This window comes from Paenibacillus paeoniae (assembly GCF_003388735.1).
Classification (GTDB): domain Bacteria; phylum Bacillota; class Bacilli; order Paenibacillales; family Paenibacillaceae; genus Pristimantibacillus; species Pristimantibacillus paeoniae.
Window position 1 is genome coordinate 1,012,351 of the sequence record NZ_QUBQ01000001.1, and the last position, 19,856, is coordinate 1,032,206.

Below are 19,856 nucleotides of genomic sequence, written 5' to 3' on the forward strand. Positions count from 1 at the left end.
GTTGTACTAGGTATAGGTAAAATCATTACTTAAAATTATACTGAGTCCCCGAGAAATTAATAGAACCATTCGCGTTAATATCAATCGACCCATTGCTATTGAGCTTGATCATACTGCCACTGTCATGTTTGATCTCAAGAAAACCCGTTTCGACAGAGATTTCCATCCCATCATTTAGAAATAAAAGCCTTCGTTCTTTTGCGTAGTTGTTGTTCTGGTAGACAAAGCTCCACTGGCCATTAGGCTTTTTAATAATACCTTTCCCGCTATCACCGTTAACCCCATCGCCCTGTCCCATATGTATAAATGGAATGGCGTTATTGCCGCTGCCATCAAAACCAAGTAAAAACTTATCCTTTTCATCAACTTTTAATTGCCATATCGGAAAGTCAGTAGGGTCTGTTGTGGCCTTTGTTTTGCTTGAATCCGTCCAAAATAATAGCTTTCCATTTGAGCTTAGTTGAGTACGACTATCAATTTTTCCGGTTTTTAGCATCAACTGATTATTTTCAATATGAATATAATCGGAAACTGTTCCCACGGTATCTTCTTTACCAAATGTAATCAGCTTGTTCACGGAAAGATTCGATATAACACCCATACCAGCGATTGCCGTATTCACAATAATAGAATCAGCTTCAATTCGGCCCGTGCCAATGACATTGATATTGTTCAGGTTCATAATACCTGCTTCTGTATCAATTAGAACGGAACCGCCGTTACCCGCAATCTTGAGCTTTCCTTTCGGAGAAACCCAGAAGGGAGCATCAGCAGCCTGTTCCGCTCCTGCCCATAGACCTTCAGAGGGATAAAGCTTCATGACACCATTAGAGCCGTCACGCAAAATGATATATGAGCCTTCGATACCGCCATCCGTTATAAATGAATCTTTGATTCTAATTCCCTGAGCATGAACTATGCCGTTCAAGTCAGCCCAGAAGACATCCGACCATTGAGGTTTATCTGCTGTAGCTGTGTTTCGTTGTATAGCAAATCCTCGAGTACCGCTCATTAATGATCGATACATGTTGTCGCTACGGGTTGCAGTAATTCCTGTGGCGTAGTCGATCAGCACATGGTTGAACAATGATCCAAATTGAACGGATGAGTACTTGATGGAGTCATTAATGGCATGGATGATAGCAGTTACTTCATCATAGTACGCTTTGAATTTGGCAATGAATTCGTCCCGATCAATCTCGGAGGTCTCATCCATATTCGCGAGCAGGGGAGCCAGATAAAGCAATAATGCTTGATAGCAGCTTGTAAAGGTATCGGTATCGATCCGGATACTGCTATCGCGAGTAGTTTGCTTATAGGTATTGGCCTGATCCAATAGCTTCTGATACTCGGAGATGATGCGAGTGCGCTCTCCCAGAACCTGCAGCTTTTCAATTGCGGTAAGCTTGCCGTCAAGAATGATCTCATCGAACTTGCCGATGTTCATATATTTGGTATAGCTGTCCAATATAAGCTCATCCGACCCGGATACGATTCGCAACCGTTTAGCAGTCATATCTTCTGCAAAGAGAAAGCCATTGATATCAGCGTAAAACTTATCTTTAAATTCTTGACCATCCCACTGTTGAATCTTAAAACCGTCCTCGGAATTAGCAATAATTCGGTTGAGAAGGGCGGAGGAACAAGGCGTCACTTCATCATACCGATGAATGACCATGCCGAATTTGTCAGGGTTTTCTTCATACAAGCCTAGCTTCATTGCGACTCGTCCGCATCGATCGGTAATGGTTGTTTTAGGCCCTTCAGTGAGCCAAATGCCATTAGCATCTCCGATCGTCACTCGTTGTCCCAAAATTAATTTCCCCAGCACCATCTCAGCAATAATACCGTCTGGAGTAAGCGCGGTTTCGTATCGCAACCCGCCACTTCGGGTCAGCCCGATAGCTCCATTCGTCATTCGCAGAAATCGTAAAGGATCATGCGTATCATAGACAGTAATGCCATTGTCGCCAATGTGGACCGTTTGATTAACGGCCATGTTAATCTGATTCGTAACCTTGTCCCAGAATTGATCGAATATACGACTGAAGTCGCTGTTGTCTACAATGGCTTGATTCCATTTATCTTTATGATCGTTGACAATCGTCGTTGTTTTGTTGGAGTTATATATATACTTCTCCAGCAAGGTTCGATTGGTCGACAAATCCTTGAAGTTGGCAATGGTGAGACTAATATTGGAATTTTCGTAATCGTAGTCGATTTTAACGATTTTTGCTTCTATCAGCATATCGAATACATCGTATTTCACGATTAATTTATCCCCGAGATATAACTTGGACCAATTCCGCTGTTCTTCCAGGCAATCCAGGAAGTTGACAATGTCGATTTTCAGGTGAAGCTGAGGCATGCGGTATTCTTCGAATCTTTTTTTTCCTTCCTCCAAAATGTCCGTATCCTCAAATAAAGACTCATTGATATATTTTTGTTCAAATATAAAAGTATCAAGCTCTTTAAGAAGGCTATGACTAAAATTTTGTTGCAAGGATAGCGCATTGCGAATAAGACTCAGCTCAGAATGAATGCCGTTAAGTTGATTTTGGATATGCTGGATAGTCGCTTCTTTTTCCGTAATTTCGCTTTTCTTTTGATCATAATTGTATCTGTTAATCAATGCCGGACCATTATCGGAAGCGTTGTATTCAGGATTGCTTATATTGACTACCTGAATAAACAACTCCGCATGTCCCGAGCCGGAAAGCGAGACGCTTACTTCACTAGTTCCGGTTAATTTACGAACGAGCCCCCACTTGCCGTCGGGAAGAGTAACTGATTGTTGATTAACTGCCACGGATTTATTGGCGCTGTCAGATAGCTTGATCAATATCGCATAATGAAATTTGGGATCAATCTTGAATTTTACGGTTTTCACGCCGCCATTAAAAGTGGACAGATCAAAAAACATTTTGCTATCAAATTGCTGCGCAAGTTGAATTTGTGTAATGGCAGCGAGTTCATTCTTCAATTCGTTTAACTCGGTTCTTCTTTCAGCTTGCGTTCCAGTATATTCATCGGCAACGTCTACCAGAGCGCCGAACTGCCCTTCATAACTTTCCTGCAAATGCTGATAGTCTAGTAAAGCATGGCATAGCTCTTCGCTCATAAAATAGCTTTGCTTCACGGTCACGCCATTAGAATCGCGTTCGAAAGGAAACATCCAGTAGCTGAAGTCTTCTAGATAAGGGCGTCCATTAGGCGTAAGCCGTTCAATGCCCAGGCCATCTTTTCCGATCGGTCGCAATCGGGTTACGACAATTTCGGCATTGGATTCTTTGTCCACGGATTTTAAGTATTTCTGATGAGAGAATATACCGAGTTTATTGGTTCCATGCAGTTCCGGTTTAATCATATTTATCTTGCGATGCTCCGTATCCCATTCCACAATGGCATTATACTTCTCTATTACAGTGAAGACAGCATCCAACAACGTATTATCAGGGAACTCCCATGAACGATAAGATAATTCGTAGTCTGCATCCATATAACCGATACTCCATGATGTAGTGAGCGAAAGGATGTCTTCCAGCACTTCTCTGGCGTTTCGGGAATCCTCTGTATAGCCGCCGAATATTTTATCATTTAATTCCTGGGGGAGATGAATGCACTGAACGGTTTTAGAATCTCCTTGATCACCCATGGTCTCTTGGATTTTCGTAATGATATACCAGTCAGAGGAATTCTCTGTTACTACTTTTAAATGATATCTTTCTCTTAATGCATCTACATTTCGATTTCTTACACGTTCATTATTTTGATCTACATAATAAGGTAATTGAAACGTAAGGGTAGAGAGCTCCGTGAGGGAGAGCTCCTTTTTAATATGGCTGGCTTCAGATAACTTGGCTATGATATCACGATTAGGCTTGGCCAGGAATAGTTTGGGTCTAGCTGGCGTAAGTGACATATCCAGATTTCCTAACTGGCTTAACATATTATCACCTCCTTTCCAAGTTAAATGAGTTTAAATTGATAGCGGAACTGAACTTTCGCATTTCCTTTCACACGGAATATGTTTTTTCCCTGTGGGAGCGTCATGTACTGATCGTTAAAATTAGAATATCGGTAGACCATTGGCAGGTCGGACTCGATATACTCTAGCTCGTTGTTGATATATACAGTTTCATTATTATTTAGTTGTTTGATTTTAAATTCTTTATTTCTATTACTAGTGTTGATCAATGAAAAATCACCTGCGCCTGATGTAGTCATCCATATTTCAGGTTTACAGGCTGTATCTCCTTTATTATCAAGTACGATAACCGGTTCAAAAGTAAAGGTGATGTCCTCGAACATAGGAGTTGTCATTGAATCGGTGGTACTTAAAAACACTCGATATCTTAACATTAATCCTCCGATAGGCGTATAAGGCTGAATATCTGGAATGGAACCTCCGTTAACAGCTTGACGCCACTCTGACCAGTCATAACCTCCGTCGAAGGAGATGGAGGTTAATACGATAACCGATGTATCGGCTGGTGCGATACAGCTCCATTGCACATGGTTTATCGCTCCGTCGCCATCAACATGTAAAGCAATAGGCTCAGATTGGTAGTAACCTTTCATGCCGAATAAATCTAGCCAGGTTAACATAAGGGCACCTACTCAATCTTTCCGAATGGCCGGAATTGGGCGGCGACGCCGGATTCTTTCCATTTTACGATTCGATAGGCCATCCATACGACATTGGCATCACTAGTGGCCGTTCCATCGGTGGTCGTCCATGTAGGTTCAGTTGTACCGGATGTTCCGGATACTGTGCATACATAGAAACGGTCGTTAGGGATATTCGGCACAACAATATCATATTGGCGATAAGCATGCTGAGGCTTCCACTCTGATTTGTTTTTCGCATCTTCTGTAATAGAATTTGCAGCAACCAGCCATGTAGGTTCAAATGGCGCCGTATAGCCTGACTGGGTACAGACATAATAATGCCCGTTATCTTGTGTAGGGATCATGGGATCACCGACAAGAACACGTCGCAGTGATGTCCATTTAGGCGCAGCTTGTCCGGAACGTATGTTCACAGCACCAACGTATCCGCCAATCTGGGGATTGGTATAATATATTTTCTTTTGTTTGCTCCAGTAACCGGATTCCGGATTGGTCGAGGAATAGATATCAGCTGCTTCATCTAGCTTATCCATGTTGGAAGCAAGATCCAATATTGTCTGCCGGCCATTATCGCTTAGTTCCGGTTTTATCAATTTTAAGGTTTGCGTTATTGTTGACATGATGATTTACCTGCCTTTCTAGATTATTTGAAGATGTCACTCCATACGCCGTTAACAGGGAGATCACTCCATTTAAATACATTAGGCGTTAATGTGAGTTGTCCTGAAGAGTCGAGGGTTGTTCCTAATCGATCACCGGCATGAAACTCATTGTGGTTGATCGTATGCATCTGTTCAGTCCAATCATAGACTTGAGAAGTCATAAGTGGGGAATAGGCATATGAGTCATTGCACCTAAAACGTAGAGTTACATATCCTTGTGCTGCTGAGTTATGCAGCAAATGGGGATCATCACTATATAAAACATAATAAATTTTCTCCGGATCATTAGAGAAGGTAAGCGGTACATAATAAGCAGGTTCGGTCAGCCATCTACGTATGGAGCGCAGTTCTTCTGCATCCCAACCATTTTCAAAAGCAAAATGAACGGTTAGCTCAAGCGGCTTTTTTGCTATACCTTGAAAATAAGGCTTATGTCTACCTCTGATTTTATCTTCCAGGATGGATTGAGAGGCTGCCAAATACTCTTCTTGCATATTTCCATCAAGCGAAACATTAAGCATGCTCAAGTCCTTTGAACGAATAGAGTTAAAGGTGAAGTAAGCTGAATCATGAATCGTCACTACATCACATCCAAATTCAAGATTTAAAATAAAAAATGTTTAACGGCCAATACGAATTCCTTTGCGATTAAGGCCATCTACAAATAAGTCGGAGAAATTAGAACCGTCCTGGACAGTACCTTGCAACACCACGCTTATGTTTTCAATAATGGTACCTGAAGAAGCAGCAGCTTCTTGCGTTTTTGAAGCTAGCCCTGTTACCGTGTTCATTAATCGAATCGGTATATCTTTAATAAAGGATAGCGGGTTATGAAGCACAACCTCGCCTTTTTTAAGAACAGCAAGCTCTTCATTCGATCGAAGCGTGTTTTCCCACCAGTTCTGAGTAGTGGTGCCTTCAACACCGACTTCTCCGCCTTGATGATAATTTTTAATGTTCTTTAATTGTTCATAGCTTCCATCTTGGAATCCCCATCTTTTCCGAAGCTCTGTATTTATGGCCTTAAGTCTTTGGAATTCTGGATCAGATGTATTTTTAATGGCTTCCGCTTTCTTTTTGTTGGAGAGGTATTCTTCCCAGGCTTTTTCCTTCTGGCTCTTTTGATTGGCAGCAGGGGGGGAGGGCATTTGTTTAAGATTAGCGTAATCAAGCTCTGTATTGGATGCGATGGTGCCGAACATATCTCCTAGAAATTCTGATTGAGAACGTAAATACGAGAAGAACAGATCATATTCCCCGCGTATCCGACTTAAGGCGGACTCTACGACCAGTGCATCGTTGCTTAACAATTGTTGCTTGAGGTTATAGAACGATCTTTCATCTTCAAGCAGAGCCTTCCAATGAATCTGCCGGTTCTCTTTTTCATCCGTAAGCGCGTCTTTGGTATTCTGATGGTGAGTATCTTCAATCTGCTCCAGATTGTCGATATGCTTCTCACGATCCTCCAGCAAATCATCGAGAGCTTCTTTTTGCAGAGTTCTGCCTCGTTCACGTTGCTTATCTTCAATTTGCTCTTGTATGTTGGTTAGTTGCTCTTCTAATGCTTTTCTTTTAGCCTTATCTTCATAAGAGTTATTGTGGCTAATTTCATTTATTTTCTTTTGAATTTGCGACTCTTCTTCAAGGAGTTTGTTAATTTCTCGATCATAGTCATCAGACGCATTGGAGCGGTTCATGTCCTTTAATTGTGCATCCACGATTTCTTTTAGAGCATCGCGTTCTTTCTTATAACCGTCCATTGCACTTTTATGACGTTTATCTTCATTTTTCATTCGCTCATCGATTACTGCAAGTTCGATATCACGCTGTTGCTCTTGCATTTTTTTGTAATCTGCTAAGATCTTGTCCGCGCTTTTTTCTCGAAAGTTATCCATGGACTTAGTAGCGGATGTAATCGCATTTACCGTGTCGTACCAGGCGTCAGAGTTTGCTTCTAATTGCTTGTTAAGCAACTCCAATTGGTCTGCGGTTAATTTCTCGGAATTTTGGGCTGATTTGTTGGCTTCCAGTCTTGCGCGTATCCAGTTATTTTCTTCATGAAGAGCTTGTTTCTTTTCATTCAAAAGCTTAATTTGTTTTTCTTGTTCTTTAATCCAGAGCGGCGAATTTTCCTCATAAGTGGACTGAACCTGTCGTGATTTCTTAAGCTTCTGGTTATAGCTATCGACCTCAGCGTTGCGGTTGTTCAAGTAGTTTTGCGTATAAGCAAGCTTTAGCTCATCCAGAGAGGCTAACAAATTTGCGTTCTCTTTGGTTAAGTCTGCAATACTGGATTTATTGGATTTAATGGCATCATCGTATTTTTTATATTTATCGAATAATTCCTGAAGGCTGTCCTGGGCTTTCCCTGAGGTTAGTTTATTATATAGCTCAATAAAATCCTCGCTGGCATTGCCATTCTGATCATACCAGTCGGAGATAGGCGTGCTATAAGTATTCTTCTTATCAAGCAGCTTCTGTTCATTAAGTAACTCTTTATTAGCTTCTTGAAGAAGCTTCATTTCTTCTGTCTTGCCAGAGATTAATTTGCTCGTTTTCTGAATTTGATTGGAGTAAGCTTCTTCTTTAGAGATGCTTTGCTCCAGCAACTCGTTTACCTTCTGTTGCGTGAGAGCCAGATTGTTAATAGAGTTTATCTTGGCCTCTGTAATATCCTTGCTCTTCGGATCATCGGAAATTGCCGAAGAAGTAGAAGAGGAGCCGCCACCTTTTCCGGAGGGGCTTTTGAAAACGATCTCTTTGGACAATGCAGAAATTTGTCCATTTAATAGAGCAACTTTGTTTTGATAATCATCGTATTTTTCATTTTCTTCCTTAGAAAACATTTTTTCTTGAATAGCTAGTAATAAATTACCAGGCAAACGGCCAGCCATGGCTTGATAAAACTGCAAATACATCTGACGCTTGGTTTCCAATTCACTATGGGTACTTTTAAGATCTTCAAGGCGATCTTTAATTTCCTCAAGTCGTGCTTTTCTGCGTTGGTTTGCAATTTCCTCAATTACATTTCCTTCTAATTTTAATGCACCTGTATGTTCGTCGACGTATGACAGAAGTTCAGGGAATTCTTCAATAAGACTTAGTGTAGAGCTAAGCGAGAGCTCTTGTCCGCTTTGTAACGTATTGTATGCAGTTTCCAGTTTAGAAATCGAGTTTACGGTTTCTTGCAGCTTTCGGTTATGGTCTTCCATAGCTTCCTTGGAATCAACCATTTTTCCTACATACTTGACAGCACCTGTAGCCGAGTCCAGTTGAGTATCGAGAATCCTAATTCCTTTGGCAGCGGCATCTGACTTACTACTTACATTACCAATGTGGTTGCCAAGTTCGTCGTAGATAGGAAATAAAGTTTTACTGGTACTGGCAGACTTCTGTATGGATGTTGAGAGCACACCGAACTGTTCTGCTAATAGCGGGAATGCATTTTTTAGTTCGTCCATATTCCCAGTTTGCAGCACTTGGGAAATGTCAATTTGATTATCTTTAATATAGGCAGCAACACTGCTTATCGTGGATTGATAGCTGTCGGAAAATGTATCGAGTTCTGCTTTAGTTTTTGTTGAGAAGGATTCATGATTCGTAAATGCATCAGCCAATTGGTTGAAAAATGAAGATAAGTTCAGGTCGCTGTCGGATGTAAATTCGGCTTGGCCTACGAGTTTAAGATATTTGTTGTACTCTTCTGCATTTTGTAGGATCTTGAGTTTATGTTCATCGATTTCATTATCAATTTCGGACAATCTTGTTCGTAAATTCTCGAGACTGCCATCATTTATGACTTCATATAATCGTCTTACTTGATGGCTCTCTGAATAATTGCCCGATAGGATAGAGCCTTCCAGTCCACGCTGGCTATAAATACTTTCAAGTTCTTCTTTTAATGCTTTTAAATCATTTAAGGAATTTGGTCCGAATCCAAGTATATTTGTATCATCGCCGTATTGCTTAATGACGTTATAAGATTCTGCTCGAGCTAGCATTTCATTGTGTTGCTTGGCCAACTTATTTTTTTTGGTGTTGCTCTTCTCTATCTCTTCTGTCATCCCAGAGACAGAATCTTTCATTTTAAATACAGCATTTTTCTGTTGAAGTGCATAAAGCTCTCTTTGCGTTTTAATTAATTCGTCAATCGCTTCTTTACTCTTATAGACGATATTGCCATGTTCATCATAATGACTAATCACTTCAGGCATGATGGAACCAAGCTGTTTATAAGTGTTTTGCAATTCCTCTTGAGAGATCTTACTATCATGTAATTTTCGTTGCAACTCGTTGAGACTGACTATACTTTGGCTCGTCTCGTTCATATTCTGCTGTAATGATGCAAAGTAATCTTCGTGAGATTCCTTTGACTTGCTAAATAGCTTCATAAGGCCCTCAAGAGCAAAGCCAATTGCAACAAATACAGCGCCGACTACCGTTGCAGCTCCTAATGAACGAAGAGCCATCGTTGCACTTTTTGCCGTGATCCCTAATGCTTTTATGCCGTTGCCAAAAGTTATAACTGCAATAGTAGCTGTTCTGAAATTTGGGCTCAATAATGCGAGCACGGTTGCCACAGTACCTAAAACAGGAGGAAGTAAACCTACATTTCTGACAACCGAGCTAAATATGTTAGCCATTTCAGTTAACGCGGAAGTTATCATAATTAAAGAGTCACTTAAGACGGCATTGCCCATTGCAAGCGAAAATTCTTGCCAGGCGGCCTTCATTTGAATAATTCGTCCCTCATAGGACTGCATATATGCTGTCTGTTCATTCATAGCGCTGCCTTCAGAATACATTGCTTTAGCTGCAGCTTCATGTGCAACATTGCGGTTGTCCATTAACGCGAGAAACTGTTTATGATGCTCTCGTCCTGCAAGCATAATAGAGGCATTCAGCTTTGCCCCATCATTTAATGCTCCGAATTTATGTGCTACCTCATCCAAGATTTGTGTGGAAGTCTTAAACAAACCATTGGATTGGGAAATGTTAATACCTAATTTCTTAAGTGTCTCAACCGCAGGTTCGACCGTGGTCAAACGGGAGTAAATCGTATTCAGAGCATCGCCTGTGACATTGCCAGACTCCTTGGTCACTTGCATGATAGCGGTCGCATCCCCAAGCAGGTTTTCAAGTGAAACACCAAAGGCGTCTCCCGTGCTGGATGTAAGCTGCAGAGCTTGTGCAAGTTCATTGGATGCTACGGAAAAGCTGGAGTTAACGGCAACGAGCTTATCAACAATTCCTATGGATTTATCAGCTTCAATATTGAAAGTAGACATTGCGGTGGCAATGGTATCAATAGCTTCCTTGGTGTCTAACTTACTGACATTTTGGGCAACGGTTACGGAGTTTGCCAGGCTTAGCATTTGATCTTCGTTAAAGCCCTGCTGAGCGAGCTCGATCATCACCTGATTAACATCCGTAAGCGAACGGCCAAGCTCCTTTGCCAGCTCGGAGCTTTTGCGAAGCAGGTTGTCAAAGTTTGTTTCTTCATTCATGCTTCGCTTCAACTCGATGATCTGGTTATCGACTTCAACAATAGTTTGAATGGCTGCTTTCATTCCATCTATTAACGGACCTAGCAGAAAGCGTGCAGTTTCAAACCAGGCAGGAATATGCTGGATGCCTTTATTAATGCTGCTCAACGCTTTTTTCTTCGTTTCCGTTGCAGGCGCATCTTTTTCAACAGCTTGATTAGCTGTAGGGTTCATAAAGTTCTTTAATTGATCCAGTTGATTTTGGTTAACATCAAGTTTAACTCGAATGGCTTTAAGTAAGGGATTTCTTTCAATGGCTCTAATACTTCTATTAATATTTTGCACGGATACATCGCGGTTTAAATCAGCAGGCAACTTAATTCGATTTGATTCTGACATATTTGATTACACCTCTTTCGTGGCTCAAAAAAGTGGAGCAGTCAAATATGAATGATTCCTCTCCACTAAATCATTTTTGAAATGGTATTTAATTAGACTTGTTTGAACACTCTGCTTCCAGCAACTCCTCAAATTTGCTGCAGAGAGATTCGTAAAGAAACTGATCCTGGCCTCCAAAAGATAAGCCGCAATGAAGAATAGATTCAGTGACGCTCTGAATCATTTTTTGATTATGTTCATTGATATCAATAATAAATTCTTCCTCCAAGAGGGGGATAAGGGCCAATTTAAATTTGTCCATATCCTTAATGTCATAACGGTTATGTGAACCGTCTTCGATCAAGAGAGGCTCGCCGTTTTCATCCAAATGTGCATGTTCTTTTACGAGTTCAAGATACTCTTCTTTATATTGTTGGAATCGATCCGTTAACAGTTTTATAAATCGGGTTTTCATACGGGAATGATAATCGATTAATTTGAGCTCATACAGAAATAGAAGGGCATACTCTAGTTCGTGAATAAAAAACTTAATTTTTTTCATAGTGGAGCTCCTATTTTGATTTATTAAGATCTGGGTCTGATTTAAAGAATACATTCATAATTTCTTCTTTGTTTTCAATATTCAAGCTTTTGACGCTTTCAATAAACTGGGCACGAACTTCTTCATTCGATGCGGCCAGTTCCTGAATAGCTTCAAGTTTCTTGAATATACGCTGATAGAAATTTTGAATATCATCAGAATCAAAAGCTTGGAAGATCTGTTCAGCATACTTGCTTTTAAGAATCAATTCGAAGAGTTGGATTTTGTCTTCGTACGAATAGTCTTGAGAATCGGCAAGCGTTGTAAACCATAACAGAATATGAAGATTGATATAGTCAATCATTTTTCTTTCTTTCATAGGGTGGTGCTTGCTATATTCTGCAATAAAGCTACTGTAATCTTCCAAGGCATCATCTATACGAACATTTGAAAAGTGTGTATATATTTCAGTGTAGAAGCCATTATCTAATGATACTTTTTTAAGTACATCATATTCTTTTGCTTCTTGGACCAATTGAACAACGGACATTTTTTTAGGTTTTCGTTTCAATTGAATATCAACTCCTGGAAAGTAAAGAAGACAGCAGGGAAGGGAATCCACTGCTGCCTTCTTCAGAATAGGGTGCTTTAAACGAGTGTATCGTTCTTAAAGGAGGGTGTAGACAGCAAGATTTTGATCGGCATCCGGGAATAGGTCGAATACGATCTCCAGATTCGTAACGTTGCCAGAATCCATTGTAATCGTGAAGTTGGAAACTGGGCGTGCATTTGGATAAAACATTTGTACAAACTCGTCCTCTCCGCCATCTTTTGGACGGATGAACGTATCGCCAATAATTTCGAAGGCTTCAGGATGTTTATTCGCCTTAATTTCCAGTGTCTTCGCAGTGACTGCCGTTTCTGCTTGATAGTAAACAACAAACACAGCGTTTTCAGGAGCTGTTGCAGCATTCAGCGTAATTTTTTGTCCTGTCAGGGAATACTCATTCTCATTTTGAGTAGGATCGCCTACAAGCTGCTCCTCAGCGTGAGTGACCTTATCATCCAACAGTTGGAAGATAGAGACAGAGCCGGCTTTTGGCGTCGAAGGCAGTGTAATGCTGTTAGCAGCATCAGCAGTAAGTTCTTTACGGACGAACATATCTGTTTTGCCTTTGCTCCAATCTGCACCTGCAAGCATCGCCAACCATTTGAGGTCAAATACTTCCAACGAAACTGTAAGTTTGCCTTGCTTGTTATTATCCCACCGAATAGCGCGGGAGCCTTTTACATTGGCATATACCTGATCGCTGGTCCATTCATTTGTCGTTACATTTGCGTAAGGGGTATAGAGGAAAATACCTTTATCGGACTTCTTGCGGATTGTTAGGTTAGCTGCGTCTTTAATACCATAGTTCATAGTTTTGAATCTCCTTTTAGGTTAATTTAATTTTATTGGCCCAATGGGTGAGATCGATTTTTTTCGTATCTGCACCTACCAGGGCTTGTTTAAAGTTGATAAAAAAAGAATCAATCTCCAAAATAGTTTTATAACTATTCAGTAATTGATTCAATGTCATGTTTTTAATGGATTCATAAGGAATAAAGGACCTGCTGCCATGCATGACGGTATTGATGACTGTAGCCATATTTAATTCGTCTTTTGTTGAGCGTCGAGATCGGCCTTCCATAATTTTGTGATAAATATCTTTATGACGGTCCGATTTGAACTCGGGCGGCGGCTCGACTTTGATTTTTTCCATGTTCGTTATTTCAAGTATGGAACGGGTTACTTCATCAAAGTTGTTGCGATCAATCATTCCTTGCTGTCCAATTCTGATGCTAAATGATTCCATTAAACATTTCACGTCTTCATTGAAGAAAAATTGTAGAGATTCGACCAATAGTTCCAAATAGGTAAGCTTACGAGAACCGAGGGTTACGGTAAGAGTAGGAATGAAAAATAAATCAAATAAAGAGATATTGTCCTTGTGCTCTGGTTGAATATCGAAAATATCCAAGGAGAGTCTGAAAGGATAAAGATATGTAGTGTATTTTTCTTCTCCTAATTTTACGTAGTCCCGAACGGTCGGAAATTTTAGAACGCCAACTTGATTGATGCTTACGCTGTCCTCAAATACTTTTACAAGACTGCTGTATTGGTTCATAAACGATTGTCGGGGTAGGGCTTGGTTAGTTTAGCGGACAGTTTGCCAAAACCAACAATACCTTTTGCTGCAAGTGTGTTCCTAATCCTGGTGGACACTTTGTCGATTTTCATCTGAAACCTCCTTCATTCGGTAATGTGATTAGAGCTAGGGAATACACCTCTATCATATGGCGACACTTTAAAAATAAAGAAAACCTTATATTATCAATGATTTTCGTATTTTTAATTCTTAATAGTGTGGAGTTTTTGGGCGGAATGCATGGAGAAACATTTCTTTATGGGTATTATATAGTACATTCATAAGCTTGGTCGTGATTTTTACTCTTTGTTCATCTCGGATCACTTTTTCTAATAATGAAAACATCGTATTAGGATTGATTTTTAGCCTGCCTACATAGAATTGATAATAGCGAATAATGTCTTCGATTATTCGATCTCGCTCATCTGAAGGGATGGAGCTTGCAAAGGCTTGATTGATAGTCAGACACATGGTCTCTATGTATTCAAATATTTTAGCAAGCTGTTTTCTATCGGCTTTTTTTAGCTCCTTATGAAGCAGTAACTGATTAAAGTCTATATTTTTTCGGTAGTCGGCTATTTTTAATTGGTTCATTTCGTTATACAAGTAATCCATTGGACAGTCATAGGCTGCGGTTTGAATAGTCTCATTCTGAGATACGTATTTCCAAAACAGCGGTTTTTCTTTCATTAATTCTTGTGCTTCACTTATATACTTAATTTCTTGACTGATATTAATATTGAACATCTTCTTCGCTAAATCGATACAGATACCTGATAAGACAGTCACTACATCAATTTTTTTTAGAAGGTTTTTTAGTTCTTTTTGGGTGTGTCCTTTATTTAGGAGATGCCAGTAGGTAGACATACAAAGCTGACCTATATTGACGGTACGACCAATGTAACGCTGGCTTTTGGACAACTCATTGTCAATGATGGCCATATCATAATTCGTCATCTGATATTTTATTTTGCTGCTTGTTACATGATTGACGCAGACCTTATACTTTCCGAATACACGCTTGCTCAACGATAACATCTGGTCATTATCAATTAATAATACTGTATCTGAATCATAATCACAGCCAGATAAGATATCTTGAAGCGGGAATTGAATGGCATTGACACATACGATGTTTGGGCTTAGATTAAAATATTTCTCAATCTCAAAATTAGGTGTATTTTTTACAACTAGAACGTTACTCGGGCTTGTATGAGGGTTGCGGAATGCCGTTAATTCTTTAAAATCAAATAACTTTGTGTAAACTTCATTTTGTTTTAATGATTGACTTTCTATATTAGATTCGAATCGTCCAATACTGTGTAACAGAAACTCAATTGGATTGCCGAGCAGCACACAATAGTCGCCTCGCAAACGGATTTTTCCATTTTTCACATGAGTGACATGACTATTGATAACATCTTTTCTAAAATTCCTAAAAATCTTGGTGTTTACAATATCACTATTATGTTTATATAAATCTGCGAACATAGCATGGCTATTCACTTTATTTGAATGGTTGCTTATATAATCAATGAAATACGAATCGTCGTTTTTGAGACGCGTTATAATCTGTTTCTCATAATGACACAAGTGGTTCATGTCAGATTGTGAAAGGGGGAGTGAGTTGAGCATTTGATAGCTAGTCTGTTGCAAAATAAAGCCTGTATCATCGTGTCCTTGTTTTGATGGTTTTTCGTTCTTGCAAATTCCGAAGATGCAGTTGTCAGCGTATATGACTTTTTTCCAGTGCGTCCACATTTCTTTCTCCGTACCAAGCAATGAACTGAATTTCAAAGCTTTCAGACTGCTAGGCGTAACAATGAAATGAACATCTTTCGCGCGCAACTTTACCCCCTCAAACATGCTTGGAATCTCCCAGTCATCGTAGTTGATATCTGAAGGACAATGTTCTTTTAGAAATAATTGAACGTTGCAGTTAAACGCAGCGCTTTTAAACATATGGTTGCGAAGTAGAAGCATGCTCTTGTTATCGTCAAAGTAAGAGCTGTCCAATAATGACTCGCCATCAAACAGACTATTCGTAATCCAAGTATCTTCTTCAAAACTATTTAAAAAACCATTTTTGCTTGATCGAATTACATTTGATTGTTGTAGAAACTTACTTTCAACGTCGTTTACAATTAATATGTTTTTTGGGTCTATTCTGATCGTTCTCTCGATTGCTGATCCCACTAAACTTTCATATGCAAGTAGAGAGGGGTAATCCATTTGTTTGTCTATTATAAAATTCAATCCTAAACGGCCCCAGTTCATCATGGAGTCATATAACTTCTCCTTAATGAATAAACATTGACCTATTCGTGATTTGGAGCTGGAGCGTTTATACACTTTATAGCGGATACCATTTAAAATAAAGCCATCTGTATATAATTTCACTCGTAGTTGTTCACTCGATATTTCGTCCCATTTAGGGAGTACGGATTCTAATTCAATCGTTTTAATAAATTCTTTTAACTTGTTTTTGTACTCCTCATCAAGCTCAGTAAGCAGCTTGTTTGAAATTTTTTTTATAATTGACTTTCCTGATGCCACTTTAACATTAAATTTTACATTAATAATGTCTGAAGAAAGCCATTTGTCATTTTCTTTTTTTACTTTGTATTTTAATCCTGTTTTGATTAACTGTTTAAGCTCCAGACTAGGAGGTAGCATGCCGATATATTTGAGCTCTAGTTTCCTGTCTCTAAACATGTGATTAAATATATCGGCTCCTTCTATTGATGGTATGTACACGGAATTCATTAGTTCTTTCAAATTGCTCACTCCAGTCTGTATGTGTTAGTTGTTAGTATGCATGATCGTCAGACTCATACTGTTTCTTTTGCGAGTTGTACACAAGTCTCCAGTAATCGTGTAACTTTATAATTTCTAAAGTGTCTTCATCAAAGCTTTCCCCATATCCTAAAAATCCGTCATAATATAAATCTTGATAACTAAGTTTCGATAGGCCGGTTTTGATATAAATTTTCATATGGATTCTCCTTTAAGTAATCGAACATAGTAGTGGTTCACCCCTTGAGATAAATATGGTCTAAATTAAGAATGAAGAATGTTATTATTTTACGATGACAATCTATCATTTTTCAGAAATAAAAGTCAATTGAGTTTAAAGAGGAGGGACAGTGAATGTCCCTTAAGTTATTAAATGATGTCCTCTTTTTTTATGGTTTCATACCATTCAATATGGAGTCTATTTGCGATTATGGGATATTCTTTGCCGTCCCAGGTGTGAATATTTCCTTGAAATACGGAAACAGTATTCGTGTTGATTGTTGTATGAGCTGTATGAACAGCAAACTCTGTACAAGATTCTTGTACCTTGAGGTAAATAGGAACAATAAGTCTTCCAGCTACGTAAAAGTTGGGATTCATAGCAATCATCTCCTTACAGTCTAGTTTAATTTAACGAGTCATTTCTAGGGTAATCATAGCATGATTCACTGCATTAAGCAAACATATGTTCGCTTAAATGGCGTGATAATAAAGGCTGTATGCGAATGGTGGACGTATTTTTTTTTGCATATTCTTATGCTATAATCATCAATGGAATGAAAATTTGTATTTGAAGGAGTTGATATTGATGGAAACGGAAGAGAAAAATGTGTATGAGGTCCTTTCAGAAGAGCTCTCTTCAATTGCGAAACATAGAAATCAACAGCGAATGATAGAAGATTATTTAGTTGAAAATCATCAAATGATGAGAGGGTCATTTATAGAATTGGTGGCCAATCCTGAAAAGGCTGGACTTCTTTCTAACGAGGAGTTAGCAGTATTTATTCATGCAATGTATATCATTACTCAGAAAGAAAATCTATCTGTCATAAATTATTTTAATAATAAAACGATAAAAGCTATTAATCACTTCATGTTTTCTAAACCAGAGGAAATTACTTTTCCGTATACGTTTAGTCCTGTCATTAGAGTAACTAATGAAGATTACCTAACTGCAATCTCGTACAAGGATTTGGCTGCTTTAGCCAATTGCGGTTTGCTTACATATAACTTTGATACTCAGCGTCTGGCTAAAAAAACGATCTCAAAAACAGGGAAAATAATAAAGAAAAGAAATATTAAAAACGCAAGTGTTAATAATATAATGAAGCTTATGAAAGAAGGCAAATATAATCCTTCAACATTGTTATTTAATGTACTTGTAGATGGCAACAGCAGTATTAGCTTTGATAATGGTGAACTCACCATATATAAAAACTCTACTCTAAATATTATCGATGGGGCACATCGGTTAGAAGCTGTTATACGAATGATAGAAGAAGATCCTGATTACGAAGGATACATGAACATTGATCTGAAGCATTATCCTCTAGAGAAGGCGCAAAAGCTGCTTGCGATTACAAACACAGTAAATCCTTTCGACAAAACATTAACGAAGTACTATGGTGGTGAAGAGTACGGCCAAGAGATTGCGAAGTATTTGATGACCATTCCTGTGCTTCAAAATAGAATAGAAATAAAAACAGCGGTAGATAAAAAGATTTCTATTACTAATTTTGCTGTTTTATCAGAAGCGATTCAAGAAATTTTTGAGCCAGAAAATACAAAGGATCGTTACGATATTCAAGATGTATTAAAAAAGTTCTATGAATATTTAATTCCTTCCTATGACGCGGAACTAGTTAAGAACAGAATTAAGAACCTGGAATCATCATGGATTAGTCATCATAATATGCATGTTGGCTTTATTGTGATTGCCAAAGAATTGTATGATAAGTATGGAAAAGACTTTCCTGTGGATAAGATTGTAGAAATTATTGATCAAATTAACTTTAGCAAAGAAAGTTCTCCGCTTAACGATATAATGGGAGGACAAGGGAAAACAAATAGCAATAAAGTAAAGTCGTTAATTAGAGAATATATTAAATCGCAAGTGGATAATATCCTTAAGGACTAAGAGAGGATTGATACCAATGTCGAACATTGTGTATGAAGACAAGATGTACAATGCTGAAACTAAAAGAGAATATATCAGTATTCATAAAAAGGGTACTCAAAAAAATTTGGAGAGAATATTTAAAATAACACAGGTTTTTGAGTCGGATATGAACAAAGAGCTTTACTCTTTTACTCGTGAAGAACTCCGAAAGTTATTTTTTACTTTTATGGCTTCTACACCAAGCGCATCGAAATCTTCTGTTCAATATGTCTCCGGATATATAGATTGGGCAATTGATGAGGGGTACTTTGAGGGGGTTAATCCTCTTGAGACAGTAGATGTTCGCTGGAAGGAACAATTCGTTGTCAAGCCAGAGAAAAACTATTGGACGGATGTAGAGATGAAAGAAATGGTTAAAGGCATTGTTTCAGCACAAGTTGCAGTGGTATTTTATGCTCCATTTATCGGTATAAAAGGGACTGAAAATTCGGAAATTGTGAATTTAAAGAAAACCGATATTGATGCCGATGCATTGACAGCAAGACTTATAGATCAAGACAAGAGCATAAGAATGATTGGCGTCGATCATGATTTCATCAGGCTATGTCAACAAGCAGTGAAAGAAGAAGAGTTTATTAAAAGCAATGGAAATCCTGAAAAAGGGATAAAATCGGAAACAGCCCAATTGATAAGCAACGAGTTTATTGTTCGCTCCGTTGATATCGGTGTGAAAAATACTCAAGAAGCAGATGGAATGGTTGTTTATCGTAGATATTCAACAGTGGCTGAATACTTTGATGAGCCTAAATTAAATCCTACTTCGGTCATGTATTCAGGAATGCTGGCTAAAGCAAAACAATTATTGCTAGATGGAAAATTGAACAAAGAAGGCTATAAAGAAATAGCTGAACAATTTAATTTCAATGAAATAACATTGAGACGCTATAAGGATGACTTTTTAAATGAAAGAACCATAAAAGAGCTTTATGATATATCCTAAAGGGAAACTTTTAGGATATTTTTTATTCATTTGTCTTTTGATAAGATCATCTG

General features: G+C 38.6%; 14 protein-coding genes. 2 read left to right on the forward strand and 12 right to left on the reverse strand.

Features of this window, described 5'->3' with window-relative positions; all coding sequences use genetic code 11:
* Window positions 1–25 precede the first annotated feature (25 nt).
* The 12 genes from DX130_RS04445 to DX130_RS04500 form a co-directional block, all read right to left on the reverse strand.
* Window positions 26–3,949 (reverse strand): phage tail spike protein, encoded by a 3,924-nt coding sequence (locus tag DX130_RS04445; protein ID WP_116043153.1) that lies wholly within the window; start codon window positions 3,947–3,949, stop codon window positions 26–28.
* Window positions 3,950–3,969: 20 nt separating this feature from the next.
* Window positions 3,970–4,608, reverse strand: a complete 639-nt coding sequence (locus DX130_RS04450) for a phage tail family protein (protein ID WP_116043155.1) — start codon at window positions 4,606–4,608, stop codon at window positions 3,970–3,972.
* A gap of 8 nt (window positions 4,609–4,616) precedes the next feature.
* Window positions 4,617–5,252, reverse strand: a complete 636-nt coding sequence (locus DX130_RS04455; protein WP_116043157.1) for a hypothetical protein — start codon at window positions 5,250–5,252, stop codon at window positions 4,617–4,619.
* 23 nt (window positions 5,253–5,275) lie between these two features.
* On the reverse strand, window positions 5,276–5,875 hold the full coding sequence (locus DX130_RS04460; protein WP_116043159.1) for a distal tail protein Dit: 600 nt from the start codon (window positions 5,873–5,875) through the stop codon (window positions 5,276–5,278).
* A gap of 39 nt (window positions 5,876–5,914) precedes the next feature.
* Window positions 5,915–11,179 carry a phage tail tape measure protein gene (locus tag DX130_RS04465; RefSeq protein WP_116043161.1) on the reverse strand — a complete coding sequence of 1,755 codons (5,265 nt, stop codon included), beginning with the start codon at window positions 11,177–11,179 and terminating at the stop codon, window positions 5,915–5,917.
* Window positions 11,180–11,267: 88 nt separating this feature from the next.
* Window positions 11,268–11,720 carry a hypothetical protein gene (locus DX130_RS04470; RefSeq protein WP_116043163.1) on the reverse strand — a complete coding sequence of 151 codons (453 nt, stop codon included), beginning with the start codon at window positions 11,718–11,720 and terminating at the stop codon, window positions 11,268–11,270.
* A gap of 10 nt (window positions 11,721–11,730) precedes the next feature.
* Window positions 11,731–12,270 (reverse strand): hypothetical protein, encoded by a 540-nt coding sequence (locus tag DX130_RS04475; RefSeq protein WP_133297890.1) that lies wholly within the window; start codon window positions 12,268–12,270, stop codon window positions 11,731–11,733.
* A 96-nt stretch (window positions 12,271–12,366) separates the two neighbouring features.
* Window positions 12,367–13,119 carry a hypothetical protein gene (locus DX130_RS04480; protein WP_116043167.1) on the reverse strand — a complete coding sequence of 251 codons (753 nt, stop codon included), beginning with the start codon at window positions 13,117–13,119 and terminating at the stop codon, window positions 12,367–12,369.
* Window positions 13,120–13,135: 16 nt separating this feature from the next.
* Window positions 13,136–13,867, reverse strand: coding sequence for a hypothetical protein (locus DX130_RS04485; protein WP_116043169.1), 732 nt, complete (start codon window positions 13,865–13,867; stop codon window positions 13,136–13,138).
* Between the two features lie 231 nt (window positions 13,868–14,098).
* Window positions 14,099–16,675 (reverse strand): hypothetical protein, encoded by a 2,577-nt coding sequence (locus DX130_RS04490; protein ID WP_116043171.1) that lies wholly within the window; start codon window positions 16,673–16,675, stop codon window positions 14,099–14,101.
* A 22-nt stretch (window positions 16,676–16,697) separates the two neighbouring features.
* Window positions 16,698–16,883 carry a hypothetical protein gene (locus DX130_RS04495; protein WP_116043172.1) on the reverse strand — a complete coding sequence of 62 codons (186 nt, stop codon included), beginning with the start codon at window positions 16,881–16,883 and terminating at the stop codon, window positions 16,698–16,700.
* A 170-nt stretch (window positions 16,884–17,053) separates the two neighbouring features.
* Window positions 17,054–17,284, reverse strand: coding sequence for a hypothetical protein (locus tag DX130_RS04500; RefSeq protein ID WP_116043174.1), 231 nt, complete (start codon window positions 17,282–17,284; stop codon window positions 17,054–17,056).
* Between the two features lie 208 nt (window positions 17,285–17,492).
* On the opposite strand from DX130_RS04500, the gene DX130_RS04505 reads away from it, so the two are divergent.
* Complete coding sequence (locus tag DX130_RS04505) at window positions 17,493–18,821, forward strand: DNA sulfur modification protein DndB (RefSeq protein WP_116043176.1); 1,329 nt, start codon at window positions 17,493–17,495, stop codon at window positions 18,819–18,821.
* Window positions 18,822–18,837: 16 nt separating this feature from the next.
* Entirely contained in the window at window positions 18,838–19,803 is a 966-nt protein-coding gene (locus tag DX130_RS04510) for a phage lytic cycle repressor MrpR family protein (protein WP_116043178.1), read from the forward strand.
* Window positions 19,804–19,856 lie beyond the last annotated feature (53 nt).

Coding starts and splice junctions, on each gene's coding strand:
- DX130_RS04500 (WP_116043174.1), bottom strand. CDS start 17,284: ATGAATCCCAACTTTTACGTAGCTGGAAGACTTATTGTTCCTATTTAC.
- DX130_RS04445 (WP_116043153.1), bottom strand. CDS start 3,949: ATGTTAAGCCAGTTAGGAAATCTGGATATGTCACTTACGCCAGCTAGA.
- DX130_RS04485 (WP_116043169.1), bottom strand. CDS start 13,867: ATGAACCAATACAGCAGTCTTGTAAAAGTATTTGAGGACAGCGTAAGC.
- DX130_RS04470 (WP_116043163.1), bottom strand. CDS start 11,720: ATGAAAAAAATTAAGTTTTTTATTCACGAACTAGAGTATGCCCTTCTA.
- DX130_RS04455 (WP_116043157.1), bottom strand. CDS start 5,252: ATGTCAACAATAACGCAAACCTTAAAATTGATAAAACCGGAACTAAGC.
- DX130_RS04450 (WP_116043155.1), bottom strand. CDS start 4,608: ATGTTAACCTGGCTAGATTTATTCGGCATGAAAGGTTACTACCAATCT.
- DX130_RS04510 (WP_116043178.1), top strand. CDS start 18,838: ATGTCGAACATTGTGTATGAAGACAAGATGTACAATGCTGAAACTAAA.
- DX130_RS04480 (WP_116043167.1), bottom strand. CDS start 13,119: ATGAACTATGGTATTAAAGACGCAGCTAACCTAACAATCCGCAAGAAG.
- DX130_RS04495 (WP_116043172.1), bottom strand. CDS start 16,883: ATGAAAATTTATATCAAAACCGGCCTATCGAAACTTAGTTATCAAGAT.
- DX130_RS04505 (WP_116043176.1), top strand. CDS start 17,493: ATGGAAACGGAAGAGAAAAATGTGTATGAGGTCCTTTCAGAAGAGCTC.
- DX130_RS04465 (WP_116043161.1), bottom strand. CDS start 11,179: ATGTCAGAATCAAATCGAATTAAGTTGCCTGCTGATTTAAACCGCGAT.